Source organism: Erythrobacter sp. S57(2025) (genome assembly GCF_057365055.1).
In genome coordinates, this window is record NZ_CP200299.1 from 3,170,271 (window position 1) to 3,188,279 (window position 18,009).

Here is an 18,009-nt window from a genome sequence, read left to right on the forward strand (position 1 = left end):
GCTCCAGTTTAAGCCAATTCATCTAGCACTCTTTTCATGTCAGTCTCAGCAGCGTCGTCTAGCGGCTTTGAAGGGCGCATTGGAAACTTTTCCGGAACATCTCCGCGAGCGGTGACGTGGCAGGCACTTCCATTCAGGAACAGTGCGATCTCTTGAAGTGTTCCTTCAGGGTCTGAGCATATTCGCGCGTAATCGATACTAAGCAGGCGGGGATCACCGGCCGAAGATAAATCCTGAGCAATGTCACGCGCAGTGCCAATGACTTGCGCAACAGCTCGCTCAGTTGCGGGGCTGGCTTGAAATTGAACTGCCAGTCTTGGACGCACGGACCACCATTCGTCGCCGTGCTTTTCCGGTCCACCTTCAGCTCGTTCTGCGCGAACGATTGATCGAGCATTGTCCAGTATATCGCGCCGGACCTCTATAAAAAGCGCTTCTGGCCAAATGCGTTGCATAAGGCGCAGCCTATTTGAGTGCATCACATTTTTGTTGAGGAAAGGCGCATCGAATAACCTCGAAAAAGCGGATGTCAGATCGCGCAATTCTTGAATAGACTTTTCGGGGAGTTGCGACCCGTCGGTCCAGTCACCGTCCTCAAGCCACCTCAGCCAAATCCACCCCCCCTCGTTGGGAGCGCCCCAGCCTTCAATATGTCCAAAGCGGCTGGAGAAGTCCCCCTGCCACTTGGATATTGCGCTCTTGAATACGCGACTGGCAGCCAATGGCGTGCGATAGAACCGGTGTGCAGCATTTGACATATAGGCAAAGCGAAACCGCGTTATCATCAATTCATACAAGAGCGATGTGCCTGATCGCGGCGCTCCAATGATGAAAACAGGGGGCGGCCCGGGCTTGTCAGCCTTCAGCAATAGTCGCTCAAGTGGCCACAAAGCCGTATGGGCGGCGGCCCTTATCAGCGATATCGCAAACCTCTTCATTGGCGATATTGCTTTGGGTCAGGAAGCGTAACGATTTGTCCCGTTGGCGGTGACCATAGCGCTCCAAGCTCAAATTTGAACCTGGCCAGCCATGCCTTCCCACTGCGCGACAAAGTTAGCCCGCGACTGATTGCAACTGCGCAATGATAGGGTGCTCGGAGAAGGTCGCGAGCCGTCATCAAAAGCGTGCCCAACCAGGCCACCGCTGGAGTTCGGGTTATTCGCAGATACAGTATGTGCCCTCGCGTCATTTCGACAGCCTTCCACTCGCTCATATGCGCAGTGCTGGCTGCACCATGATGCAATATTTCGACAGCAGGATTGTAGAAAACCTCCCACCCACCTCGTTTAATTCTGTGACACCATTCGGCTTCTTCGCCATACATGAAAAATCGGGTATCGAGCCCACCTTCGCGCTCCAACACGTCGCGTTGGGCAAACATGAAGCAGCCTGAGACAGCGTCTACGCTGTTGACCTGATCGCGTGACAATTGGGCGTAGCGGGGGTCGCCAAACCAATGCGTTTTTCTTATCAAAGAGCTTGGAACAAAGATCAGGAAGAAGAACTGACGAATCCCTAAAAAACGCATCATACTCGATTGTTGAGTGCCATCTTCCAGCCGAACTCGTGGCCCCATAATGCCAGCCGCTGGATTCTCTTCCATGAACGAGATGCATTGCTGAAGGCATCCACTGAAAATCTGTGTGTCGGGATTCAGCAGCAAGATGAATTTCCCGCTTGCCTGTTCGAACCCAATAGCATTGCCATAAGCAAAGCCGCCATTGGCGGGGCTATCAATGACAATGGCTTCAGGAAAGGCATTGCGGATCGCATCGCTGCTTCCGTCGCTCGATTGATTGTCGACCACAATCACTTCCACATCGAGCTCGCCCCGATTTCTGAGCACCGAATTGACGCATGCCAGCGTCATTTCCCGAGTGTTGTAGCTTACGATCACGACCGAAACATCAGCACTCACCTTGTTTTGCAGGCGCAGCATTGTGGTTGGAGGCTGATTTGAAGAACGGGCAGTGGATGCCATAAATTGTGGCTTTTCTGGCTATCGCTTACGCTAGGTCTGCGCTTGCGGGTTAAATGAGACGGGTTGCTATTTCAATCTGTTTTGAGCGCAGCTATCCAGACCACCATGCGAGATCCCTTAGCAAAGTCCACTGACCTTCGTGTCGAGCCAATGGGTGAGGAGCAAGCACTCGCGGTGCTAAGTGGAGAACCTTCTGGGAGCTGGCGCCAATATCCCGTGTACTCACGAATTGCTGCGCAAAGGGCGGGTGCTGAAAGTCGCTACGTGGCTGTGCGAGAGCATACTACGACACTGGCCATAGCAAACGTGAGGATAAAGCGCTTGCCGGTTTTGCCGTTGGGTATTGCCATGATAGCGCATGGCCCCGTGTATCTGGGAGCCCACAGAGCGAGAAAACCTCAGGTTCTTTCTGCCCTCAGGACACAGTTGGCAATGCGTGAATCTCTAGTCTTGAGAACGAACCCTCCATTGTGCCTTGCGGAAGAGGAGAATGCCCTTGCCGGGTATGCGCAAATGGATGGCACAGGCTACGAAACTTTCGTCATAGACATTCGCCGAAGTGAGCAGGAACTACGGACTGGCTTGGACAGCAAATGGCGTAGTGACCTGCGCAGGGCGGAGCGCAGCGAATTGAGGGTCGAACGCTCACAATCCCGCGAAGACTTTCTCAAGTTCCAACCGCTTTTGAGTGAGCTTGCAGCGGCCAAAGGATTTACGGCGCCGCAAGATGCTGAGTTCTTCTCCGATGTTGTCGCAGAGGCGAGTGGGCCTGAACGATTTGCAGTGCATCTAGCATGGCGCAAGGATACCTTGGTTGGCGGGCATATCGGAGCCTATAGTGGGGACACAGCAGTGTATCTGCTTGGAGCAGTGAATGAAGAAGGCCGAAACCTGCGGGCTTCGTTTCTTTTACAATGGGCCGCTATCGAATATGCGCAGCAACAAGGAATGCAATTCTATGATCTCGGCGGTGCAAGTCAAAACGACAATCCGGAAGTATTTCGTTTTAAGAAACGAATGAATGGTGTGCATTATCTTGGCCCACCAATTTTGGAGGCGTCGCCTAGTCCAATGATTAGAACGTTCGTAAGGCTTGCGGAGCGCGCATACTCTTGGCGACAACGGTGGCAAACGAGGTGGGATTGATAATCAACTTTCACGGGATCGGCCAGGCTGATAGGCTCTTTGAAGAAGGTGAAGAACCATACTGGCTGACGTTTGATCACTTCTGCGCAATTCTCGATATCATTCAGCGTAGCAGTCATCAGATTGGTATTACCTTTGATGATGGTAATTCCAGTGACTACCACATTGCGCTCGCAGAGCTACGCAATCGTAACCTTTGTGCAATGTTCTTTGTATTGGCTGGGAAACTTGATCAGAAAGGATACCTCACTTCGCAAGAGGTAAGTAAGATCGATGCGGATCCATTGTTCACAATCGGGTCGCATGGGATGATGCATCGTGCTTGGCCGGAGTGTGACGCGGCTGAGCTGGACTTTGAAATCTCCGAGGCGAAATCCTTGCTCGCCAACTTGTGTGATCGCCCAATTCCAGATGTTGCCATACCATTCGGTCGCTATGATCGCAGGACTTTGCAACGTTTGAAGGAGCTTGGTCACGTAGCGATCTATTCGAGTGATGGTTCCCCCAAAATCTCTACAAACGACCCAATTCCGCGCTTTAGTCCGCGATCTGATACTTCTCATAAACATCTCGAGAACATGATCCTGACCAAGCCCAGTTGGTTTAGCAAAGTTAGAAGTGAAGTCAGGATTGCCCTGAAGTCACGCCGATGACGCCCTGCCGCGCAATTGCGCATGCAATGTACACCGGCTAACAATCCTGGAATGAAATCAACTATCCGAAACGTCATTTTGGGATTGCGCAACTGGTATCAGCGCGCGGTGTTGGGCCTGGATATTGATCCCACGGCGCGGATGTCGATGTCGGCTAGACTTGATACGACCTTTCGCGCAGGCATTCACATTGGTGCAGAAAGCTATGTCGCTTTTGGCGCGCGCATAATGACCCACGATTTCACCAGAGGGCTTTATCTGCACACTCGGATTGGCGAGCGTTGCTTTATCGGCGGACAAAGTCTCATTCTTCCTGGGGTGACAATCGGCGATGGAGCGATTGTTGGCGCGGGTAGCGTTGTGACGAAGGATGTACCTGCGCACTGTGCAGTCGCGGGCAATCCTGCGCGTATTGTGAAAGAGGGTGTCGAAGTCGAGAAGTTCGGTAGATTGCTCGAGGCGGACGAGAATGAGCACCGCCTTAGACAAGTCGATCCTGAAGCGGCAGCATTGGCCAGCAAAGCCTATAAGAGGCGCCAAGCGGAATTAGAGCGAGATCGCTCTGACTGAATCACGCAGAACCTATTGCGCTAAGCAATCCATTTCCAAAAGTATTTGCGATTGATGCACGCGTGAATGTGGCTGCATTTTGCGACTTTTGCCAGTTTGCGAGAGCAGACTTCAATTCTTCTTCGTGATCGATGCAGTGCTGCATCGCCTGCGAGATGTCGGCCGGATTACGCGGATCCACGCAAATGGCGAAGGGCATATCATCGAAGTAGCCATCAACGGCGGTACCTTTGGAATAGATGATTGGGGTGCCCGCAAAGAGCGCTTCGATAAAGACCAGCCCGAAGGTCTCCCTGTGAGAGGGCATCAAGAATGCGCAAGCTTTATTGAGTTCAGCCGCAACATTATCGCGGTCAAGTGGACCGGCAAAGTGAATACTGGGGTGGTCTTCTGTGATCTTCTGACACTGCTTGATGTCAGTTGCAGTACCACCTCCATGGATCACTAACTGGCTTTCAGAGCCCGCATTTTGCAGGAGCTGTATGGCGCTGTTCATGCCGTGAAGGTTTTTGTTCCGAAAGTTCGTTAAGTGGAAGATTGAAACGAACCCACCTGCACTCGATTTGGGAACGATCGCCTGATCAAGTTCAGTTGGGCAAGGCAAGCAATGGGTGGGCCGATCACGGTGTCCCAATACGGTCTCGGTTGCTTGCAATGCCCATGGCGCGAACGGGAAAACGACTGATGCATCGTGAAAGACGCTGGCGACGGATTTTCGCAGATCAGGCCTAGCGGATAGGATTTTGGTGTCTGTGTTTCCTTGAATCGAAAGTGCATAGGGGATGCCGAGTTCGCGCGATGCGTGTTGAACGGCGATACCTTCGATCGTGAGTTTGTGACCGACTAGGAGATCTGGTTTGCGCGGAAGTGTAGAGACATGCGCCGCAAGCCAATTGCCCAACTGCAAAAGCTTTGATCGATGCCTTATCCCCATTGGCGGTGCGCAATAGGTGATCGCTACACCGTCCTCAAACAGTGTTGATGAGGTCTGCAATTCACCAGGCAGGGCGAGTTCCCAAAATGCATTCCTGATGGTCGGTGAAACCCGGTTGATCGATACAACGCTGTGGTCAAATCTATCTTGTGTCATCCTTAGCAAGCTTTGGATAACCGGCGTTTTCTGCGGTGCTATCGGATCTGGAAAATCGCCTGAGACATGCAGAACAAGCGGCCTATGCTCGCTTTCATTCTGCATGACCGCTTCCGTCTAATCCTGTTTTGGATCGTCGCCGTAGCGATAATACTGGTATTGATACTGGTAGGCGTAGTCGGAACCGGCTTCGAGCGCGCGATATTTAGTCAGAATCGATCCAATTACGTTGGCACCGACATGGGCCATACGTTTGAGTGCGGTCTTGGCCTGAGAAATACTGGTCCTATTTGCTTCAATTACGAAGATGGAAGCATCAACCACCTGTGCAATTTCTGGAGCATCTGCCAATCCAAGAACCGGAGGTGAGTCGATGAGTATCAGTGAATAGTTTTGTCTCTGCTCTTCGATGAAGTCACGGAAACGGCCAGACGACAACAGCTCGACAGGGTTAGGCGGAATACCGGCTACCGAAAGGATGCGAAGGTTTTCGTGGACCCCTTCGATAGTCGCATCTTCCATAGTTGCATGCCCTAGCAGAACTTCGGTGATGCCGACGTCTTTGGGATCAATATCAAGCAGCTTGGAGACCGATGGCTTGCGCAAATCGGCATCGATCAGAAGCGTCCGACGTCCCAGTCGAGCGAACAGCTCTGCGACAATCAGAGCTGTAGTCGATTTTCCTTCAGAAGCCTGGCTGCTGGTCAATTGCACAACGGCACCATCGCGCGGGATGCTAAAGTCAATTGTTGACCTAATGGAAGCATAGGCCTCCATCAAAGAGCTGAACTGGTTCGCCTCTTGCCGATCGATCTCTTCTGATTTCACAAACGGAGTGACACCCAATACCGACAGATTCAAACGTTCATCAATATCTTCGGAGCGACGGAACTGGTCGACAAATATCTCGCGGATTAAGGCAAGGCCGGCCGCAAGGGCGATGCCGATCACAAGCGCTAAGATCATGTTGCGCGCAAGATCAGGAGCAACTGGTGCGCCCGGGACGATAGCGCGGTCGAGAACGGTGATTGCCCCATTCTCTACATTCGCTGCTGTGCTGATCTGGTTATAACGATCAAGCAGCGAAGTGAGTTGTGTGCGCAGCGCCTCTGCCTCACGCTCTAGTCCAGTGAATTCGACAGTCTCGTCCTGCTCGACAAGCGCCTCCCGCGTTACCGAGTTCAGCTCACTGGTAAGCGCGGCCTCTTGGTTGCGGGCGATGGTAAATTCGCTCCGAATGCTAGCTTTGATGTTTTCACCCGTTTGGGCGACTTGGTTGTCAATTGCTTCGATACGAGCCTTAACATCGACGATCTCAGGGAACTGATCGTTATAGCGTTGGCGAAGGTTTGTAAGCTCTCCCTGTAGTTCGGCTTTTTGCTGGATGAGCCCCTGCACTACTGGACTGTTTTGGACCTCAGGGAGCTGGCTCGCCGGCATATTTGATACTGAACGCCAGCGCTGCTCTGCCGCGATACGTTCTGCGCGAGCTTGAGCGACTGTTTGGTTGATGCTGGACAGGTTGGCGCCTGTAATCGTTGGGCCGCCGCCTTCGCCTTCGGCACCTGTCGTCTGCGGCGTTACAATCCCCGCGCTTCGTGCATAGGAGTTTGCTGCACGCTCAGATTCGGTCAGGCGCGAGCGAATTTCTGCGATCTGCTCAAGCAGATATTCGCGCGCATATGTGTTGCTCTCAACATTACGCCGCGTATCCGATTGCTGGAAAGCATCCGCATACGCGTTCACAATCTCAGCTGCCAGGACAGGGTCTGTAGACCGATAGTTGATCGTGATAATCTGACTATCAAAAGGAACGGTGGCCGAGACATTTCCTTTCAGAATTGACACGGCCATATTTGTGCGGTCCTGTGCCCATTCCTCATCGGTCCGCTGAGGCGGTCGGCTAGCATCGACATCTGGCCCCAATAAGGCATTGCGCGCACCCAAATCGAGATCTTGTGCGACAACTTCAGCCAGATTGCGGCTCTCGATCACCGCACCAAGGGTTTCCATGAAGTTGGAGATTTCACTTGTCGAACTGATAGGCGAACTAACGTCCTGGCCTTCGACAATGAAATTCCCCCACGGTTGGATCCGTACGGTCGCGTTCGCCTGATAAACCGGAGTTGTGAGCAGCGTAATGACTAGACCCAGCAAGATGGTGGCAAGCAGCGTAGCGCCAATCAACCAGCGTTGACGGAAAAGCGCACCCCTTAGCCAGATAGTATCAAACTGCGAAGATGATTGGCGTTGCTGTTCCACCATGCCCGAGGGCAAATAGCCATCGACCCAAACCTCGCGGCCGTTGGGGTCTGGGGTCGCAATGATGGAACGGTCATTCATGATTGTGCTGTTTGCTGCCTATCAATTATCGTCGAGCGCATTGACGCCGACTGACGCAAAGACACCAAACGCTGGCAGCGCGGTAAGCAGGTCCTGCCAAAACACGGACATTCCATCGGTTCCGACAACGACCCGGTCGCCTGGCTCAAGGATAGGGTCGAGCATGGTGCCCTGACTGATCTGGTTGTAGTCGAATTTAGCGACCATGACGCCGCCACTGCTTTCGCGGAAAACAGCGATTTGATCGCGTTTGGCGCTTCGCTCAGTTCCACCACCCATGGCGACTGCTGCTGAGAGCCGCGCACCAGGTTGGAATGCGTAAACACCTGGATCCTTCACCGCGCCCTCTACCGTCACCAGGTGCGAAGCATACTCCGTGATATTCACTGACACGAGCGGGGTACGAAGTCCTGCTGCTGCCAAACGGCGCGTCACATCCTGTTCGAACTGAGCAGCTGTCATGCCAGCGGCGGGTACTGAACCGAGCATGGGAAGAGAAACATTGCCTTCGACGCCGACCCGCACACTTTCAAGCGAGAAATCGGGTTCACGAAAAACGTTGATTGAAATGCTGTCTGAAGCCCTAAGCAAGTAAGTCGTTGAACGGGAAACACTGAAATCAGACTGACCCAGGTCGGCGCGCGGAGCACTTACTGCACGGCCGATCACTGGGTCTGGAGTGGACGCGCAGGCGCCCAAAGATGCGACGGCAATTGCGCAGATTCCTGCCCGAAACTTTGCAGATTTAGTCAAAATCACTTACCCCTCCATGGCTATCCCACGGTGCTTAGACGCTTGCCTACCGCAGCGCAACAAGCTTGCCCGCACTAGGGCCACGCATTGGCGTTGCTCATTTAGATCGTGCGCTACCCGGGATTGGGAGGAAATTTTCACGTGATCACTTAGTATTGCAATCACCGTTGATTGTCATAACCAGAATTAGATCGGGAAAAACGCCTTGCTATTTTCCGCCGTGTTCCACCATGACACATTTAAACGACTAAGCCAGACACCAAAGCTGATAACCAAATGCCTTTCGACACCAGCGTACTCAAATACGGCGCTGCAGCTATCTACGGTCTCACGTTGCTAAGCTGTGTCTTCGCTGCCCGCTTAGCGAACTCGGAGCGCCAACCACGTTGGCAGGCTAGAATTTGGCTTGGCTTGTCTGTTGCGTTTGCAATCCTCATTGCCAATCGCCTTTTTGGCCTAGAGGATATCATGCGTGAGGCATTACGAGCCGCATTGCGCGACGAGGGCGCATATGGTGGGCGGCGCGATGTTCAGTCATGGATCGCAGGTGCATTGATCATGCTGGCTGCATGTGGAGCCGCATATTGGCTGTTTGGCATGACACGGCGCACTAACGGAAAACGCGCAAGCGCAACGATAGTCGCTCTTTTTGCAGGTGTCTGCATGTTGGCCCTCGTGGTCCTCCGGCTGATCTCGCTCCATGTAACCGACTTGCTGCTATATGGGCCGCTAAAGCTCAATTGGATTGGTGATATCGGCCTCACTCTGACAATTCTCGCCGCGGCGTTGTATTTTGCAAGAGTGGTAAGAGAGCGCTCGCAGGTCGAATAACACCTAGGCGTGTGCTCCAGCAACAATCTGCGCAATCTGCGCTGCCGCCGTGCCATCACCGTAAGGGTTATGCGCCTTGGACATGGCTTCGTAAGCTGATGGATCATCAAGCAGTTTGGTCACTTCATTGACGATTCGAGTTTTGTCCGCTCCTAGCAGCTTCGCCGTACCAGCTGTGACGCCTTCAGGACGTTCAGTCGTGTCGCGCATAACAAGAACTGGTTTGCCAAGGCTTGGAGCTTCTTCCTGAATTCCGCCCGAGTCAGTCAGTACGATGTCCGATGCAGCCATCATCGCTACGAAGTTCAGGTAATCTAGCGGCTCGATCAAGGCCACGTTTTCGATACTTTCGAGGGCAGGTTTCATGACCTCGGCCACGTTGGGGTTTGGGTGCATCGGATAGATTATCGCCACATCTTCGCGCGCGGCCAGCTCCTGCAATGCTGACGCGATCTGCTGCATGCCTTCGCCAAAGTTCTCGCGGCGGTGGGCTGTGACAGCCATAATTCGCTTTCCATCAAAGCGCCTCGTCAGCGGAGCAACAATCGGCGCGAGATGGGGATCGCTCTCCAGCCTTGATTGCGCCGTCAAGAGAGCATCGATCACCGTATTGCCAGTCACGTGAATCGCATCAGCGTTCACATTCTCGCGTCGTAGCGCTTCGGCAGCGTCTTCAGTTGGAGCGAAATGCAGGTCAGCGACTGCGCCCGTGACCTTACGGTTCACCTCCTCTGGCCAAGGAGCATATATGTCACCTGATCTAAGCCCGGCTTCGACGTGTCCCACAGGTATGCGCCTAAAGTAACACGCAATTGTAGCCATCATAGTCGTAAGAGTATCCCCGTGAACCAGTACGCGGTCGGGCTTTTCTGCGTCCAATGCTTCGCCAAACTTGGTAATGATGCGTGCAGATAGTGCGTCGAGCGTTTGGCCCGGTTGCATCAAATCCAGGTCAATGTCTGGCTTGATGCCTGCTATGTCCATGACCTGATCAAGCATTTCGCGATGCTGCGCGGTCACTGCCACTCGCACATCGCATTGGCCCGCCTGACGCAGCGCCGCGACCACGGGAAACATTTTGATGGCTTCAGGACGTGTACCAAACGTCACCATAATCCGCGGTCGAATGCTTTTCTCACTCATTTTTTCAGCATCCCGCGTGTGTCGAACACGATTTTTCCTGACAGATCCTTATCCAAGAGATTTTTGAAGGCAGTGTGGTCGACCAAGATCACGACAACCTCGGCTTCGCTAAGAGCAGGGCTGAGTTGCACCAATTGAGCTCCAGTGCTCTCAAGGCCGTCGGGCAAAGTTTCAGCAAATGGCTCAACTATAAGCATGCGCTCGCCGATATCGCGCGCAAGGTTCTCGGCAATCTCTAGCGCTGGGCTTTCACGGAAGTCGTCGATATCTGGCTTGAATGCGAGGCCGAGCAACGCAACTTTCCCTCCAGGGGCTGCATCAAGTAGAGAGCGAATGCGCTTTTCGGTATGCACGGCCTTGTGATCATTCACCTGGCGAGCGGTTCGAATCAATCGGGCCGCTTCTGGAGCACCTGCCACCAAGAACCAAGGGTCAACAGCAATGCAATGCCCGCCAACACCAGGGCCTGGCTGAAGGATGTTTACGCGTGGGTGGCGGTTTGCAAGTTTGATGACGTCCCACACGTCAACGCCGATCTGATCGGCGATAATCGAAAGCTCGTTAGCGAAAGCGATATTCACATCGCGGAAGCTGTTTTCGACCAGTTTTACGGTTTCAGCAACGCGCGCATTCGTGATCAGACAAGCGCCTTGAACAAAGCTCTCGTAAAGCTTGACGGCGACCTTCGCACACGAAGGTGTCACTCCGCCGATCACTCGGTCATTATGCACCAGCTCATTGACGATCTTCCCAGGCAGCACACGTTCAGGGCAATAGGCAAGAGCGATATCGCCGCTCTGATCTTCGCCGAATACCGGCATTCTCAGATCAGGACGCGCTACTGCAATAATTTCAGCCACGCGCTCCGTTGTACCGACCGGCGATGTGCTTTCGACGATGATACAAGCGCCAGGTAGCAATTTTGGTGCAATCGACAGCGCGGCGGCTTCGACGTAGCCTATGTCAGGCTCGTTCTTGTCACCAAGCGGCGTCGGCACGGCAATCATGTAGTAGTGCGCGGCTGGCACTTCGAGCGATGCAGTCAGCTTTTTGTCTTTGATCGCAGCGTGGACGAGGCCATCCAGGTCGCGTTCTTCAATGTGAACGCCGCCCGCATTTACGGTTTCAACAACATGTGGCGAAACATCGACGCCGCACACGCTCCAGCCATAGCTGGCAAGGACGGCCGCCGTAGGCAGGCCGATATACCCAAGGCCAATGACGGCGATGTCCGCTGTAACAGCCAGCTTCGCATCGCCCATTTCAATCTTTTCCTGCTCTGTCACTCTTGGCCTCAATGAAACGGGTTGAAGCCCGCCTTTAGAACAATGTACTTTTAAGTTCGTGAATTAGTCTGCGCGTCCAATCGGATTGTTGCCAGATAGCAGAGTGCGTAACAGCAGCACAGCATATGCTGAATTGGTCCTAGCGTACCGGCCTATCATCTTACGAGGTTCCTTGATCATACGATGGAACCATTCCAGTCCGGCTTCTTGCATCCATCTTGGGGCGCGCGACACATGGCCCGCCAATACATCGACCGAACCGCCGACGCCCATGATGAATGGGACACCAAGATGCGCTGCATGGGCATTTAGGAACCGCTCTTTGTGCGGGGTGGGCATTGCAACGAAGAGACAATCAGCCTTGGATGCGGCAATTTCGCTGACGACCTCTTGGTGCTCTTCGAAGGCAAAATAGCCATTTCGCGAACCAGCGAATTCAAGCCCAGGGTAGCGTGATCTTGCGACGTCCATTGCCCGGTCTAGATTCGCCTGCTTGGCCCCTAACAAAAAGGGACGCCGCCCAGACTTAGCACAATGATCCAAGAGCGCGTAAAACAGATCAATTCCTGCCACCCGTTTAGCGGATGAAAGACCAAAAAGGCTGAGGCCGTAAACGATGCCTTTTCCGTCGATCCCGACTAAATCGCTGGTGTTCACATCATTAGCGAGCTCGGTATCGGTTCGCATATTGATGAGCTTTGCAACATTTAGCGCGGTGTGGCGGGTGAGCGATTTGCTCTGCATCGATGCTTCAGCTCGCGCGATCAATTCATCAAGAGAAAGCAGATCAACATTGGTGCCAAAAAAAGTGATCCGCGAAGTATGATGCGCAGGTTGGTTCATCATTGATACTCGAGGAAATAGCAGCAAGTCATGAGCCAACTTAAGGCTCGCTTGATCCTATCGCTAATCCAGATTTTCGGCCTCCATCACGCCGCCGCTTAACCACCCCGCGCCTAGCAACGCGATGGTCATGGCGCAACGCACAATCGCGGATGGCTGGCCACAACGGCTCAGACCGTGTTTGCACTCTTTTGCGATGCATGCGTATCGAAGCCTTGCAAGGCTTTGGCGAGGGCGGCAGGAGGAGGTGAAAGAGGAGGATAACACAGATGGATCAACTCCAAGGGCCGTTGGCTGGTTTGAAAGTCGTGGAATTCAGTGGGATTGGGCCAGGGCCTCACGTCGCTATGCTGCTTGCTGACCTGGGTGCGCAAGTGGTTCGGATTGACCGGCCTGGACAAGGAGTATCGAACACCGTTGTTGAGCGAGCGCGGCATCGTGCAACAGTCGACCTCAAAAGCGACGAGGGCAAAGCGTTTTGCAGAGAGGCGGTTAGTAAAGCTGACGTCCTAATCGAAGGCTTCCGACCCGGCGTAATGGAGCGTTTGGGCTTTGGCCCAGAACCTATGCTAAAGCTCAATCCAAGGCTGATTTTCGCCCGAATGACGGGCTGGGGACAGGACGGGCCTTTGGCGCAAGTCGCTGGCCACGATATCAATTATATCGCGATCACCGGCGCTTTGGCAGCGGTTGGAAAGGCTGGTCAACCCGCGGTTCCGCCACAAAACCTCGTAGGTGATTTTGGCGGTGGCTCGATGTATTGCGCATTTGGCATCATGGCTGCGCTCTATGAGCGCCAGCAATCGGGCAAGGGCCAGGTGGTTGATGCAGCAATAGTCGATGGCGCGACCAGCTTGATGAGCTTCTTCTTTGGCGTGCGCAAAGTGCCCTACCTCACCACCGAGCGAGGCGAAGGGATGTTGAGCGGCGCGGCTCATTTCTATCGCTGTTTTGAGTGTGCTGATGGGAAAGAAGTTTCGGTCGGCGCGATTGAGCCACAATTCTACGCCGAGCTGCTGGAGAAATCGGGTGCTGATGTGCGGCTGGCAGATGGGCAAATGAACCCTGCAAACTGGGATGACTATGCTGAAGCGCTGGCCGCATTGTTCAAGACCAAGCCCCAAGCAGAATGGGTCGAGATGCTAGAAGGCAGCGATGCGTGCTTTGCCCCAGTCCTTGGTGTTGATGAGGTACGAGAGCACCCACATATGAAGGCGCGCGATGCTTACATTGAACATGAAGGCGAATGGCACACCGCACCCGCACCGCGCTTTAGCCGAACACCAGGCGCTGTCCGGTCCAGCGCTGACGATGGCGCTGATATTGTTGCGTCTTGGGGCGATGCCTAGTGGGCGGACCAACTGAAGGGATAGTGATCAGTGGCAGGTAAATTCTTCGATGAGTGGCAGATTGGTGAGACGATCGAGCATGAAATCCGTCGGACAGTCACTGAGACTGACAACCTTCTTTTCTCAACCATGACGCATAATCCGCAGCCACTGCATCTTGATGTGGAGGCGGCGAAGGAGAGCGGATTTGGGCAAATTCTGGTGAATTCAACCTTCACTTTCTCACTTCTTGTGGGGCTGTCAGTTGGTGACACCACTTTGGGCACATTGGTCGCGAATCTCGGCTTCGATAAGGTTGTCACACCTAACCCTGTATTTATTGGCGACACGATGCGGGCGCGAAGTGAAGTGAAAGACCTGCGAGCGAGCAAGTCACGCCCTGAGGCGGGTATCGTGACATTCATTCACGAGTTGTTGAACCAGCGTGATGAAGTCGTTTGCCGCTGCGAACGGTCAGCGCTTTTGCGTAAGTCTGCTTGACGAAGCGCGCATCATGGGCGCACACTTCTTACCGATAGTGAAAAAAGGGGAAGACGATGCGCAACACTTGTAACGCATTGGCGGCTGTGAGCTTGGCAACGCTGGCTTTGGCTGGTTGCAACAGTGAACCTGCGCTGGAACCTGCCCAGACCGGTGATGGCGAAGGCACAATCGAGCTCGCTGAGTTTCCTGATCGTCCCTATTGGGGGGATACGCACCTCCATACTGACAATTCGGTCGATGCCTTTGGATTTGGCACGCGACTGGGACCGGAAGAGGCCCTGCGCTTCGCGCGCGGCGAAGAAGTGACGGCAACAACTGGCGCGCAAACCAAACTTGCTCGGCCGCTCGATTTTCTTGTGATTGCTGATCACTCGGACGCCCTCGGCGCGACGCGGCGGCTGTATGATGCACCGCGTTGGTATGTGAATTGGGTCATCGGCGATGAAACCGTGCTTCGTTGGTACGATATGATGCATGAAAGCCCAGAGCAGTCGACCCGTGCGATCGGGGAGTTGATCACTGCTGCAGCAGAAGACAATGTGCCCGAGGCCATGGCTGATCCCGAGGCCGCGGCTGAAGCCACAAAAGACATCTGGAATACGCAGTTGAGCATTCTCGACCGCTATAATGAGCCGGGCGTGTTCACCGCATTTGCCGGGTACGAGTGGACTGCCATGCCCAATGGCAACAATTTGCACCGCGTTGTGATGTTCCGCGATGGCAGTGACAAGACTAGGCAGACGGTCCCCTTTCCCGGTCTCACCACAACTCCGCCACAGCTATGGGAGTATATGCGCGGTTACGAGGAAGAGACCGGCGGGCGTGTGCTTGCGATCCCTCACAATCCCAATTTGTCCAATGGGTTGATGTTCCAGATGACAATGGAAGATGGCTCGCCAATGACTGAGGAGTATGCCGCAATGCGCGCATGGGCCGAACCAGTCGTGGAGGCGACGCAGATCAAAGGGGATAGCGAGACGCACCCGTTCCTATCACCCAATGATGAAATGGCGGGATTTGGTGTTCAGGGCTGGGACTTTGGCAACCTCTCTCTTAGCGAGGAGACCGATCCTTCGATGTATGCAGGGTCCTATGCGCGTTCGGCTTTGCTGCGCGGCCTTACGCTTGAGGCGCAAATGGGAGTGAACCCGTATGCCTTTGGCATGATTGGGTCGACCGATAGCCACACCTCGCTCGCGACAGGTGATGAAGATAACTTCTGGGGCAAGCATACCGGGAACGAGCAAAGCTATACTGACCGTGCAATCGTGGGGCAGAACCTAGGCACACGCGAAGGTCGGTTCGGTTGGCACTATCTGGCAGGCGGCTACGCTGCGGCTTGGGCACGGGGCAATACGCGAGCGGAGATTTTTGACGCTTTTGCCCGTCGCGAAGTCTATGCAACAACGGGGCCGCGCATGACGGTCCGTGTCTTTGGTGGTTTTGACTTTACCGAGTTAGATTTGAACGGCGATTGGGTGCGCGAAGGCTATTCGCGCGGTGTGCCAATGGGCGGTGAACTGACCGATCAGGGCGATGCCCCTCACTTCATGATCAGCGCGTTGAAAGATTCAGACGGCGCTAATCTCGATCGAGTGCAAGTGATCAAGGGCTGGCTTGATCCTTCCGGTGCCATGCAAGAGCGTGTCTATGATGTGGTGTGGAGCGACATGGAAACGCGCCGCAGGTCTGCTGGCAAAGTGCCATTCGTAGGCGACACCGTGAACCGCGAGGATGCTACTTATACCAACTCAATCGGCGCAATTGAGCTGCGCACGGTTTGGACCGATCCCGACTACAGCCAAGGCCAACGCGCGTTTTACTATGTGCGTGTTCTAGAGATCCCAACGCCGCGCTGGACGCTATATGATGCGGTGCGTTTTGGCGTCACTTTGACCGAAGACGCAATGGCGGATGCGGTGGCACAGGAGCGCGCATACACCTCGCCAATTTGGCTCAAAGCGCCTGAACAGAGCAACTGATGCAGCTACCCAATTGGACGCGCGAGCCGTTAGTCCACTTTGCTGGGCTAGGCCTCGTTCTATACATCGCGCTCACATGGGGCGGTTCGCCACCTGATCCTACGTCGCGCGTCATAAACGTTGGCGCGAGTGAGGCCGAGCAAATCGCTGAAAGCTTTGCGCTTACCATGGGGCGTTCTCCCACTGATGCTGAACTGGACACTGCGATAGATGCCTTTGTGCGTGAGGAAGTGCTTTATCGTGAGGCTTTGAGGTTAGGTCTCGATGATGGTGATGCGATTGTTCGGCGGCGTATGGTATCCAAGATGGACCTTTCTGCCAGCCTTGCTGCCGAAACTGCTGAGCCGTCAGACGCCGTACTACGTGCATTTTTGGAAGCGAACGAAGAACGATATGCTGGTCAAGGATCAGCGCGTGCCAAGGTTAGTTTTGAGCAGGCATTGTTTTCAAGCGAGGCATCCGCAAGATCAGCTTTGCAAAGTGGAAACATAGCGGACCAATCAACGAGCCTTCCGGCGCTGGTCGAAGCAAGCACTATGCGAGATGTCGAAACACGATTTGGCATGCAGTTCGCGCAGTCACTCAAAACAATGGACGCGAACGAGGAATGGCAGGGGCCGATACAATCGGGATTTGGTTGGCATCTCTTGCGTTTAACTCAGCGCGATGCTGCGCGACCTGATTTTGCCGAGTTACGCGGCGTTTTGGCGAATGATTGGCGCAGCGATCAGATTATGCAGCGCAAAGAACGCGCCTATCAAACGCTGCGCAGCGCCTATCGCATAAACATCGAACGGTGAACAATATGCTCCGCTTGCTTGTGTCTATGCTTGCGCTTCTCGCAGCTACGCCACTCGTGGCGCATGAATTGCGGCCGTCACTGGTCGAGTTGCGCGAGGGAGAGCCTGGAGAATTCGCGCTTGACTACAAGGTCACACTTTCGGTTGGTAGCGCTGGGTTGCTAACCGAAACATTGGAACCGGTCATACCCGAAAACTGCAAAATCGCTGGCGATGTCGTCCAACGCATTCAATCGGCGGCACTGATGGGCCGCGCGACCCTTCAATGCGATGGAAGTTTGGCAGGCCAGTACTTTGGGCTCAGCGAATTGCTCGGAAAATCAGATGCCATTGCGCGGTTCATCCCCCGAGATGGTCCGGTCCAGAGCTTTCGTCTCACATCTGAAAAACCCAACGCGGTGATCTTGGCTGAAGCGTCCGCACTGAGCGTCCTTGTCGACTATTTTGTGATCGGTGCAGACCATATCTTGTTTGGATGGGATCACTTGCTTTTTGTCATCGCGCTGGTGCTGTTGGTGCGGGCGCCCTGGCCCGTGATCAAGGCTGCTACCGCTTTCACAATTGCGCATTCGATCACTTTGGTGGCGACTGTGCTCGGCTATTCTGGCCTTCCAGGTCGTCCGGTTGAGGCTTTGATCGCGCTTTCGATCATTTTTCTTGCGATGGAAGTTGCGCTGATCCTTCGTGATCCGAACCGGCAAACTCTAACGCGACGTTTTCCGTGGCTGGTCGCTTTTGGTTTTGGCCTGTTTCACG

The 18,009-nt window shown here is 54.1% G+C and carries 17 protein-coding genes; 9 read left to right on the forward strand and 8 right to left on the reverse strand.

Annotation, left to right across the window (positions count from 1 at the left end; translation table 11 throughout):
* Positions 1–8 precede the first annotated feature (8 nt).
* Both AC0V6N_RS15190 and AC0V6N_RS15195 read right to left on the reverse strand, forming a co-directional pair.
* Positions 9–938, reverse strand: a complete 930-nt coding sequence (locus AC0V6N_RS15190; protein ID WP_486172379.1) for a sulfotransferase — start codon at positions 936–938, stop codon at positions 9–11.
* Complete coding sequence (locus AC0V6N_RS15195) at positions 935–1,981, reverse strand: glycosyltransferase family 2 protein (RefSeq protein ID WP_486172380.1); 1,047 nt, start codon at positions 1,979–1,981, stop codon at positions 935–937. Before AC0V6N_RS15195 ends, AC0V6N_RS15190 begins: the two co-directional genes overlap by 4 nt.
* A gap of 432 nt (positions 1,982–2,413) precedes the next feature.
* Here AC0V6N_RS15195 and AC0V6N_RS15200 point away from each other — a divergent pair, with 432 nt between their 5' ends.
* From AC0V6N_RS15200 to AC0V6N_RS15210, 3 genes are read left to right on the forward strand one after another with little or no spacing between them, the layout of a single operon-like run.
* Positions 2,414–3,127: a lipid II:glycine glycyltransferase FemX gene (locus tag AC0V6N_RS15200; RefSeq protein WP_486172381.1), complete on the forward strand. Its 714-nt coding sequence runs from the start codon at positions 2,414–2,416 to the stop codon at positions 3,125–3,127.
* Complete coding sequence (locus tag AC0V6N_RS15205) at positions 3,106–3,780, forward strand: polysaccharide deacetylase family protein (protein WP_486172382.1); 675 nt, start codon at positions 3,106–3,108, stop codon at positions 3,778–3,780. Before AC0V6N_RS15200 ends, AC0V6N_RS15205 begins: the two co-directional genes overlap by 22 nt.
* 51 nt (positions 3,781–3,831) lie before the next feature.
* Complete coding sequence (locus AC0V6N_RS15210; protein WP_486172383.1) at positions 3,832–4,350, forward strand: acyltransferase; 519 nt, start codon at positions 3,832–3,834, stop codon at positions 4,348–4,350.
* 1 nt (position 4,351) lies between these two features.
* Here the strand turns inward: AC0V6N_RS15210 and AC0V6N_RS15215 are convergent, their stop codons facing one another.
* From AC0V6N_RS15215 to AC0V6N_RS15225, 3 genes are all read right to left on the reverse strand, one after another.
* Entirely contained in the window at positions 4,352–5,440 is a 1,089-nt protein-coding gene (locus AC0V6N_RS15215) for a glycosyltransferase family 4 protein (RefSeq protein ID WP_486172384.1), read from the reverse strand.
* Between the two features lie 117 nt (positions 5,441–5,557).
* Entirely contained in the window at positions 5,558–7,783 is a 2,226-nt protein-coding gene (locus tag AC0V6N_RS15220; RefSeq protein ID WP_486172385.1) for a GumC family protein, read from the reverse strand.
* Between the two features lie 21 nt (positions 7,784–7,804).
* Positions 7,805–8,536 carry a polysaccharide biosynthesis/export family protein gene (locus AC0V6N_RS15225; protein ID WP_486172386.1) on the reverse strand — a complete coding sequence of 244 codons (732 nt, stop codon included), beginning with the start codon at positions 8,534–8,536 and terminating at the stop codon, positions 7,805–7,807.
* 468 nt (positions 8,537–9,004) lie between these two features.
* On the opposite strand from AC0V6N_RS15225, the gene AC0V6N_RS15230 reads away from it, so the two are divergent.
* Positions 9,005–9,367 (forward strand): hypothetical protein, encoded by a 363-nt coding sequence (locus tag AC0V6N_RS15230; RefSeq protein ID WP_486172387.1) that lies wholly within the window; start codon positions 9,005–9,007, stop codon positions 9,365–9,367.
* 3 nt (positions 9,368–9,370) lie between these two features.
* Here the strand turns inward: AC0V6N_RS15230 and wecB are convergent, their stop codons facing one another.
* The 3 genes from wecB to AC0V6N_RS15245 all read right to left on the reverse strand — a co-directional run bounded on the left by wecB (position 9,371) and on the right by AC0V6N_RS15245 (position 12,642).
* Complete coding sequence (gene wecB / locus AC0V6N_RS15235; RefSeq protein WP_486172388.1) at positions 9,371–10,510, reverse strand: non-hydrolyzing UDP-N-acetylglucosamine 2-epimerase; 1,140 nt, start codon at positions 10,508–10,510, stop codon at positions 9,371–9,373.
* Positions 10,507–11,772, reverse strand: coding sequence for a UDP-N-acetyl-D-mannosamine dehydrogenase (wecC, locus tag AC0V6N_RS15240; protein ID WP_486172513.1), 1,266 nt, complete (start codon positions 11,770–11,772; stop codon positions 10,507–10,509). Before wecC ends, wecB begins: the two co-directional genes overlap by 4 nt.
* An 87-nt stretch (positions 11,773–11,859) precedes the next feature.
* Complete coding sequence (locus AC0V6N_RS15245; RefSeq protein WP_486172389.1) at positions 11,860–12,642, reverse strand: WecB/TagA/CpsF family glycosyltransferase; 783 nt, start codon at positions 12,640–12,642, stop codon at positions 11,860–11,862.
* Between the two features lie 266 nt (positions 12,643–12,908).
* Here AC0V6N_RS15245 and AC0V6N_RS15250 point away from each other — a divergent pair, with 266 nt between their 5' ends.
* From AC0V6N_RS15250 to AC0V6N_RS15270, 5 genes are all read left to right on the forward strand, one after another.
* The gene (locus AC0V6N_RS15250) at positions 12,909–13,988 is read left to right on the forward strand and encodes a CaiB/BaiF CoA transferase family protein (RefSeq protein ID WP_486172390.1); all 1,080 of its coding nucleotides are present in this window, start codon (positions 12,909–12,911) and stop codon (positions 13,986–13,988) included.
* Positions 13,989–14,018: 30 nt separating this feature from the next.
* Positions 14,019–14,468, forward strand: coding sequence for a MaoC family dehydratase (locus AC0V6N_RS15255; protein ID WP_486172391.1), 450 nt, complete (start codon positions 14,019–14,021; stop codon positions 14,466–14,468).
* 56 nt (positions 14,469–14,524) lie between these two features.
* Positions 14,525–16,453 (forward strand): DUF3604 domain-containing protein, encoded by a 1,929-nt coding sequence (locus tag AC0V6N_RS15260; RefSeq protein WP_486172392.1) that lies wholly within the window; start codon positions 14,525–14,527, stop codon positions 16,451–16,453.
* The gene (locus tag AC0V6N_RS15265) at positions 16,453–17,253 is read left to right on the forward strand and encodes a peptidyl-prolyl cis-trans isomerase (protein WP_486172393.1); all 801 of its coding nucleotides are present in this window, start codon (positions 16,453–16,455) and stop codon (positions 17,251–17,253) included. Before AC0V6N_RS15260 ends, AC0V6N_RS15265 begins: the two co-directional genes overlap by 1 nt.
* A gap of 5 nt (positions 17,254–17,258) precedes the next feature.
* Positions 17,259–18,009 (forward strand): HupE/UreJ family protein (locus AC0V6N_RS15270; RefSeq protein WP_486172394.1); only part of this gene is annotated, 751 nt, incomplete at its 3' end.

Excerpts from the sequence above, each read along its gene's own strand:
- AC0V6N_RS15200 (WP_486172381.1), top strand. The coding sequence starts at position 2,414 with ATGCGTGAATCTCTAGTCTTGAGAACGAACCCTCCATTGTGCCTTGCG.
- AC0V6N_RS15190 (WP_486172379.1), bottom strand. The coding sequence starts at position 938 with ATGAAGAGGTTTGCGATATCGCTGATAAGGGCCGCCGCCCATACGGCT.
- AC0V6N_RS15260 (WP_486172392.1), top strand. The coding sequence starts at position 14,525 with ATGCGCAACACTTGTAACGCATTGGCGGCTGTGAGCTTGGCAACGCTG.
- AC0V6N_RS15215 (WP_486172384.1), bottom strand. The coding sequence starts at position 5,440 with ATGACACAAGATAGATTTGACCACAGCGTTGTATCGATCAACCGGGTT.
- AC0V6N_RS15245 (WP_486172389.1), bottom strand. The coding sequence starts at position 12,642 with ATGATGAACCAACCTGCGCATCATACTTCGCGGATCACTTTTTTTGGC.
- AC0V6N_RS15230 (WP_486172387.1), top strand. The coding sequence starts at position 9,005 with ATGCGTGAGGCATTACGAGCCGCATTGCGCGACGAGGGCGCATATGGT.
- AC0V6N_RS15220 (WP_486172385.1), bottom strand. The coding sequence starts at position 7,783 with ATGAATGACCGTTCCATCATTGCGACCCCAGACCCCAACGGCCGCGAG.
- wecB (WP_486172388.1), bottom strand. The coding sequence starts at position 10,510 with ATGAGTGAGAAAAGCATTCGACCGCGGATTATGGTGACGTTTGGTACA.
- AC0V6N_RS15250 (WP_486172390.1), top strand. The coding sequence starts at position 12,909 with ATGGATCAACTCCAAGGGCCGTTGGCTGGTTTGAAAGTCGTGGAATTC.
- AC0V6N_RS15195 (WP_486172380.1), bottom strand. The coding sequence starts at position 1,981 with ATGGCATCCACTGCCCGTTCTTCAAATCAGCCTCCAACCACAATGCTG.
- wecC (WP_486172513.1), bottom strand. The coding sequence starts at position 11,772 with ATGGGCGATGCGAAGCTGGCTGTTACAGCGGACATCGCCGTCATTGGC.
- AC0V6N_RS15265 (WP_486172393.1), top strand. The coding sequence starts at position 16,453 with ATGCAGCTACCCAATTGGACGCGCGAGCCGTTAGTCCACTTTGCTGGG.
- AC0V6N_RS15210 (WP_486172383.1), top strand. The coding sequence starts at position 3,832 with ATGAAATCAACTATCCGAAACGTCATTTTGGGATTGCGCAACTGGTAT.